This is a genomic window from Pseudomonas sp. PS02302 (genome assembly GCF_029959585.1).
Classification (GTDB): domain Bacteria; phylum Pseudomonadota; class Gammaproteobacteria; order Pseudomonadales; family Pseudomonadaceae; genus Chryseomonas; species Chryseomonas aestiva.
Window position 1 is genome coordinate 1 of record NZ_JASCON010000135.1, and the last position, 5,567, is coordinate 5,567.

Here is a 5,567-nt window from a genome sequence, read left to right on the forward strand (position 1 = left end):
GGCGCCCCCCCCCCCCCCCCCCCCCCCCCCGGCCCCGCGCGCCCGCGCCCCCCCCCCCCCCACCGCGGGCGGATAGCACGGCGCGGTGCCATCCAGGTAGTCCAGCAGCTCGGGCGCCTGGTTCCAGACCGCGGCCTCGCTGTAGAGGCGAGGCAACTCCAGCCGAATCCAGCCATCCATGAGGCGCACGCCCAGCTCCTCGATACCCAGCCCGTGCCCCTCGATCACCTCGCGATCCGCATCGGTGAGGGGATAGTGCGGCGGATAGAACTCGGCCAGGCTGACCAGCAACTTGACCGAGAAGCCACGCGGATCGGCCAGCAAGGCCCCCAGCTCGGCGAACAGCGTCGCCTCTTCCACCAGCGCCTGGGCGAACATCAACCGGTAGAGGGTGATGTTGAGAAACAGCTGACCGACCGCATTCTCCGCGCGCGCATCCGCCTCATGCAGGGCGAAGCCGGCCAGGATGGAGGCATTGTGCGCCCGGTACCAGTGCCGCGGGGTGGGATCGGCGATGAAGGTCAGCCAGCAGCGCGTGGGATAGGGCGCCTGGTCGCCGGGCAGCCCATGCTGCGCCAGGCAGCCGGCCAGCTCGGCCAGGTAGATGAAGTGCAGATTGACGTTGCGCCACCAGGCGCTGCCGGTCACCGGATCCAGGACACCGGACTGGATTTCCCAGTCGAGAAAGGCCAGTTCCGAATCGCCATAGCTCAGGCCGTCGTTGTCGGCGTCGCCAAAGCGCTGGTAGAAGGCTTCGCGGACCGCCCGCCGCCGGGCCGGGACGTTCTCGATCTGGCGACAGAGCTCGCTGGTCGCCGCGACGGCGTCTTCATAGGTGTACATGCCTTCCCTGCCCCGCATATCAAGATTCCGCCCGATCATGGCGCAATGGCATCAGCGGCTTCCACGCGCAATAGGCTGAACGCACTAGAAGAGAGCTCCAGTGGCGGTCCCTCATGCCGCCAGTCCCCCTTGAGCGGATCGCCGCCCCGGGCGATCACCACGACCGGCCTGATCTGACGGTGAGCGGACAGCTTGCGCTGGGGCAGCATGGCATCGCGGTCATCCAGCCGCACCCGGCGGGGCAGATCGGCGACCCGCAGCCGCCGCACCGCCAGTGGTGGGCCCGGCTGATCCACCGCCAGCGCCAGCACGAAGACACTGTCCTCGGGCCGCACCCGTTGCGCCACCGCGGGCGCCAGACTGACCTCCACGTCCAGCCCCGGCGTGGCCAGCGCCTGACCGGCGGCCCGCGCCGCCGTCTCCGCCCGGGCGACGCCCTGGGCGAGGGTGTCGCGCAGGGGATCCCCTGGTGGCAGCACGGCGACCAGGCGCTGCCAGTAACCTGCCGCCTTGGCGTAGCCCCCCCGTTCGTAGGCGGCCATGCCCAGCAGACCCAGGGTGGTGGGCTCGTCAGGATTGGCGGCCAGGGCTTCGTCGGCCAGGGCCTGGGTGCGGGCATCCAGCTGGCGCCCCGCGGCGAAGAAACGGGCCTGGGCCAGTTGCCCGAGGACTTCCGCGCGCCGGCCATCGCGCTGGATGACCTGCTCGAAGGCGGCCACGGCATCCTGGTAGCGACCCAGGCCGGCATAGGCCCGTGCCAGCAGATACCAGTTGTCGGTCGCCTGGGGTTGCAGTCGCGTCGCCGCTTGCAGATCGGCCAGCAGCGCCTGGGGCGAAGCCGGCGCCACGGCGAGGCGCTGGCTCAGCTGCAACGCCGGCCAGGCGCCGAGCAGCAGATAGAGCCCCAGGGCCAGGGCCGGACCGGCCAGGGCGACCGTGATACCCAGGCGCCGGCCGTGGCGCGGCGGCGCAGAATCCTCGGCCGGACTGTCGGCAAGCAGGCTGCGGCCGGCCTCGGCTTCGGCCAGCGCCAGGGCCTGGGCGTCCAGCTCCCCGCGTGCGGCGCGCGCCCGGGCATCGGCCAGGCGCTCCCGATAAAGCGTCCGATTGAGCTCCGCCCGCTGGTCCGCCATGGCCCGTTCGCCGCGCAGCAGCGGCACCAACAGGATCAGCACCGCCAGGACCAGCAGCAGTCCCGCCAGCCCCCAGAAGGTCAGCATCTTGGCTCCTCCTCCTCTGCCTGCAGTGCGGCCAGTCGCTGGCGTTCGGCGTCGCTCAGCGTCTGCTCCGGGCGGCGCCGCCGCGTCAGGACCAGCAGCAGCCCGGCGCCGCCCAGCAGACCCAGACCCGGCAGCAGCCAGAGCAGCAGGGTGCGGCCCTCGAAGGGCGGCCGATAGCGGATGAATTCGCCGTAGCGCTGCTCCAGGTGGGCGATGATCTCGTCATCGCCCTGGCCGGCCGCCATCAGGCGCTGGATCTCGCGGCGCAGATCGCCGGCAATGGGCGCATTGGAATCGGCCAGATCCTGGTTCTGGCATTTCGGGCAGCGCAGTTCGCGGGTCAGCGCCTGGAAGCGCGCGCGTTCGGCGTCGTCGTGAAAGCCATAGGGGTCGATGGCCGCCTGGGTCAGGGTCGACCAGGCCAGCAACAGCAGCAGCCAGCCGACCTTCATGGCGTCGCCACCAGGGCCCGGTAGCGCGGCCCGAGGTCGGCGTCCCAGACGCGCTGATCGATCACCCCGACATGGCGATAGCGCACCACGCCGCGGGCATCGATGAGAAAGGTTTCCGGCGCGCCATAGACACCCAGGTCCAGCCCCAGCCGGCCTTCGTCGTCACGGATATCGAGCTGGTAGGGATCGTGGAATTCCGCCAGCCAGCGGCGGGCGCTGGCCTGGTCGTCCTTGTAGTTGATGCCGTGGATCACCACGCCTTCGGCCTTGAGTCGGGTGAGCACCGGATGCTCTTCCCGGCAGGCCACGCACCAGGTGCCCCAGACATTGACCAGCGCCGGGCGGCCGAGCAGATCCTCCCGGGTGAACAGTCGTTGGTCCTGTACGCCCGGCAGCGAGAACGCCGGAAACGGCTGGCCGACCAGCGCCGACGGCAGGGCCTGGGGATCGCGATAGAGTCCGCGAAAGAGCAAGCCGGCCAGCACCAGGAAGGCCAGCAGTGGCAGGCAGAGCAACAGGCGACGGCGCATCAGGCGGACTCCGCGGCAGCGGCAGGGAAAGAGGATCGCCGGCGGCGATAGCGCGGATCGGCCAGGGCCAGCAGGCCACCCAGGGCGGTGAGCAGGCCACCGAGCCAGATCAGCCGGACGAAGGGCTTGATCTGCAGGCGCACGGCCCAGGCGCCCTGCCCCAGCGGCTCGCCGAGGGCCACATAGAGATCGCGGGTCAGGCCGGCGTCGATGGCGGCTTCGGTCATCACCGCGCCGCTGGCCAGATAGCGGCGCTTTTCCGGGGTCAGCAGGGCGACCACCCGCCCCTCGCGCTCGACCTGCAGCAGGGCGCGCTCGGCGGTGAAATTGGGCCCCTCGTAATGCTGGGTTCCGGCGAAGCCGAAGCGATAGCCCTGGAGTTCGACGTGCTCGCCCGGCGCCAGGCGCAGATCGCGTTGCACATCCAGTTGACTGGCCAGCACCACGCCCAGGGCCAGCACCGCCAGCCCCAGGTGGGCCAGGTGCATCCCCCAATAGCTGCGTGGCTGACTGCGCAGGCCGCGGCGCCAGCCCAGCGCCGCCACCTTGCCCAGCACATCGCGCAGTGCGGTCAGCAGGATCCAGGCCGCCAGCGCCAGCACCGCCGGGATCGCCGCCCTGGGCTGGTCCAGCCACCAGCCGGCCAGCCCCGCCAGGACGGCGCAAGCCAGCAGCACGGGCGCCAGCAGGCGCACCAGCCAGCGCCCCGGGCTGCTTTTCCAGCGCACCAGCACCCCGACGCCCAGGGACAGCATCAGCAGCGCCATCAAAGGCACGAACAGCAGATTGAAATACGGCGGCCCCACCGACAGCTTGGCCCCGGTCAGGCTGTCGATGATCAAGGGATAGAGAGTACCGAGCAGGACCGTGGCGGCAGCCGACACCAGGATCAGGTTGTTGACCAGCAGCAGCGCCTCGCGGGAGGCCAGGCCGAAGGACGCCGAGCCGCCGAGCGCCGGCGCGCGCCAGGCGAACAGCGCCAGCGAACCGCCGACCACCAGCAGCAGGAAGGCCAGGATGAAGACGCCGCGGGTGGGATCGCTGGCGAAGGCGTGCACCGAGGTCAGCACCCCCGAGCGCACCAGAAAGGTCCCCAGCAGGCTGAGCGAAAAGGCGGCGATGGCCAGCAGCACCGTCCAGCCCTTGAACAGACCACGCTTCTCGGTCACCGCCAAGGAGTGCAGGAGCGCCGTGCCCACCAGCCAGGGCATGAAGGAGGCGTTTTCCACCGGATCCCAGAACCACCAGCCGCCCCAGCCCAGTTCGTAGTAGGCCCACCAGGACCCCAGCACGATGCCGCAGCCGAGAAAGGCCCAGGCGAGCAGCGTCCAGGGCCGTGCCCAGCGCGCCCAGGCGGCGTCCAAGCGCCCTTCCAGCAAAGCCGCCAGGGCGAAGGCGAAGGCCACCGAGAAACCGACATAGCCCATGTAGAGCATGGGCGGATGCAGGATGAGCCCCGGGTCCTGCAGCAGCGGATTGAGGTCGTTGCCCTCCCGCGGAAATTGCGGCAGCAGGCGCGCGAAGGGACTGGAGGTGGCCACCAGGAAGGTCAGGAATCCCGTGGCCACCAGCCCGAGGATGCCCAGCACCCGCGCCAGCAGGGCCTGGGGCAAGGACCGCGAACAGCACGCCACCGCCAGACTCCAGCCCGCCAGGATCAGCCCCCACAGCAGCAGGGACCCTTCGTGGGCGCCCCAGGTGGCGCTGACCTTGTAGTACCAGGGCAGGCGACTGTTGGAGTTGGCCGCCACATAGGCCACCGAGAAGTCGTCGTGCAGAAAGGCCCAGGTCAGGGCGGCGAAGGCCAGCGCCAGGAACAGCCATTGGCCGAAGGCGGCCGGGCGCGCCAGGCGCATCCAGTCGGCCTGGCCGCGCCAGGCGCCCAGCAGTGGCAGGGTGCCCTGCACCAGGGCCATGACGAGCGCCAGCAGCAGGCAGAGTTGCCCGAGTTCCGGGATCATGGCGCCGGCCTCGCGCCGTCGAGCGGTCGTCCGGCCTGGCGCAACGCCTGGCTCACTTCGGGCGGCATGTATCTCTCGTCGTGCTTGGCGAGGATCTGATCGGCGACCAGACGCCCCTGGTCGTCGAGGCGGCCCAGGGCCACCACGCCCTGCCCCTCGCGGAACAGATCCGGCAGGATGCCGGCATAGTTCACCCGCACTTCCTGCTGGAAGTCGGTGATGACGAAGCTCACCGCCAGGGAATCCGCGGCGCGCACCAGGCTGCCCTTCTCCACCATGCCGCCGGCGCGGATGCGGGTGGCGGGCGGCGCCTCGCCCCGGGCGATCTGGCTCGGGGTATAGAAGAGGTTGATGTTCTGCTGCAGGGCGCTGAGGGCCAGCGCCGCCGCGCCCCCTACGCCCAGCAACAGCAGCAGGATCCACAGCAGCCGACGACGGCGGACCGGATTCATGGCCGCCGCTCCCGGCGCCAGCGCTGGCGCAACGCCCGCTGCAGCCGGCGACGCGCCTGCCAGCCGTGCAGCAACAGACCGCCGAGGATGACCAGGGTCAGGCCGAAGG

Annotated in this window: 7 protein-coding genes; all 7 read right to left on the reverse strand. The window is 70.7% G+C overall.

Annotated elements, in window-relative coordinates:
• Positions 1–843, reverse strand: an 843-nt coding sequence (locus tag QMX82_RS25120) for a hypothetical protein (RefSeq protein ID WP_282288620.1), incomplete at its 3' end; no start/stop codon positions are given.
• Positions 844–878: 35 nt separating this feature from the next.
• Positions 879–2,063: a c-type cytochrome biogenesis protein CcmI gene (ccmI, locus tag QMX82_RS25125; protein WP_282288622.1), complete on the reverse strand. Its 1,185-nt coding sequence runs from the start codon at positions 2,061–2,063 to the stop codon at positions 879–881.
• Entirely contained in the window at positions 2,057–2,515 is a 459-nt protein-coding gene (locus tag QMX82_RS25130) for a cytochrome c-type biogenesis protein (RefSeq protein ID WP_282288624.1), read from the reverse strand. Before QMX82_RS25130 ends, ccmI begins: the two co-directional genes overlap by 7 nt.
• Positions 2,512–3,045: a DsbE family thiol:disulfide interchange protein gene (locus tag QMX82_RS25135; RefSeq protein ID WP_282288626.1), complete on the reverse strand. Its 534-nt coding sequence runs from the start codon at positions 3,043–3,045 to the stop codon at positions 2,512–2,514. Before QMX82_RS25135 ends, QMX82_RS25130 begins: the two co-directional genes overlap by 4 nt.
• A complete protein-coding gene (locus QMX82_RS25140; protein WP_282288628.1) occupies positions 3,045–5,006 on the reverse strand; it encodes a heme lyase CcmF/NrfE family subunit in 1,962 nt (653 codons plus the stop codon). The genes QMX82_RS25135 and QMX82_RS25140 overlap by 1 nt, the downstream gene beginning before the upstream one ends.
• Entirely contained in the window at positions 5,003–5,458 is a 456-nt protein-coding gene (ccmE, locus tag QMX82_RS25145) for a cytochrome c maturation protein CcmE (protein ID WP_282288630.1), read from the reverse strand. Before ccmE ends, QMX82_RS25140 begins: the two co-directional genes overlap by 4 nt.
• Positions 5,455–5,559 carry a heme exporter protein CcmD gene (ccmD, locus tag QMX82_RS25150; RefSeq protein ID WP_336619077.1) on the reverse strand — a complete coding sequence of 35 codons (105 nt, stop codon included), beginning with the start codon at positions 5,557–5,559 and terminating at the stop codon, positions 5,455–5,457. Before ccmD ends, ccmE begins: the two co-directional genes overlap by 4 nt.
• Positions 5,560–5,567 lie beyond the last annotated feature (8 nt).

Excerpts from the sequence above, each read along its gene's own strand:
- QMX82_RS25130 (WP_282288624.1), bottom strand. The coding sequence starts at position 2,515 with ATGAAGGTCGGCTGGCTGCTGCTGTTGCTGGCCTGGTCGACCCTGACC.
- QMX82_RS25140 (WP_282288628.1), bottom strand. The coding sequence starts at position 5,006 with ATGATCCCGGAACTCGGGCAACTCTGCCTGCTGCTGGCGCTCGTCATG.
- QMX82_RS25135 (WP_282288626.1), bottom strand. The coding sequence starts at position 3,045 with ATGCGCCGTCGCCTGTTGCTCTGCCTGCCACTGCTGGCCTTCCTGGTG.
- ccmI (WP_282288622.1), bottom strand. The coding sequence starts at position 2,063 with ATGCTGACCTTCTGGGGGCTGGCGGGACTGCTGCTGGTCCTGGCGGTG.
- ccmE (WP_282288630.1), bottom strand. The coding sequence starts at position 5,458 with ATGAATCCGGTCCGCCGTCGTCGGCTGCTGTGGATCCTGCTGCTGTTG.